The following is a 609-nucleotide window of genomic DNA, read 5'->3' on the forward strand; positions in this document are numbered from 1 at the left end:
TCATTTATATATTGATGGAACCTTTCAATGCTACTTGTTAGAAGATAAGATTCGAGCAGATAAGATACCGAAGCAAACGGCTATTCCAACCGGAAATTTTCAACTCCGTTTAAATACGTGGGGCGGTATGAATACCAAGTATAAAAATCTGATGGGTAAGGTTCACGAAGGTATGATTGAAATTGATCAGCTTCCGAATTTTGATTATGTGTACATCCATATCGGGAATACCTATTTACAAACTGCAGGATGTCCGTTGACTGGGTTTGGTTTTGAATTGATCAATGGTGATTATCAAGTAACTCATAGCCGTAAAGCGTATGATATGGTATATCCTAAACTTTTGAAGATTGCCAAAAGCAAAGAAAATCAAATTCGAATCGAGAATAATTTTCAATTCTAAAATCAGAAGCTATGGAAAATGAATTGGTTTTAAATGTCCTTTTCGGTTCAGTTTCAAGTTTATTATTGGCAGTGGTTGCTTACTTCATTAAGCAATTACACTCTGATTTTAAAAAAATGGAAAAGGATATTACAGAAGTAAAAACGATGGCTTTATTGATCAAAACTGAATTTAAAAACAGTTATGATTTACTCAGCCAACGTGTC

2 protein-coding genes are annotated in these 609 nt (G+C 33.7%); both read left to right on the forward strand.

All coding sequences use genetic code 11. The annotated features are described in order from the left end of the window. Window positions 1-403, forward strand: a 403-nt coding sequence (locus N5D90_RS17080; protein WP_280063482.1) for a DUF5675 family protein, incomplete at its 5' end; no start/stop codon positions are given. An 11-nt stretch (window positions 404-414) separates the two neighbouring features. Next, window positions 415-609, forward strand: a 195-nt coding sequence (locus N5D90_RS17085; protein WP_280063480.1) for a hypothetical protein, incomplete at its 3' end; no start/stop codon positions are given.

The sequence above is a fragment of the Empedobacter sp. GD03797 genome (assembly GCF_029842105.1).
Lineage (GTDB): Bacteria > Bacteroidota > Bacteroidia > Flavobacteriales > Weeksellaceae > Empedobacter > Empedobacter falsenii_C.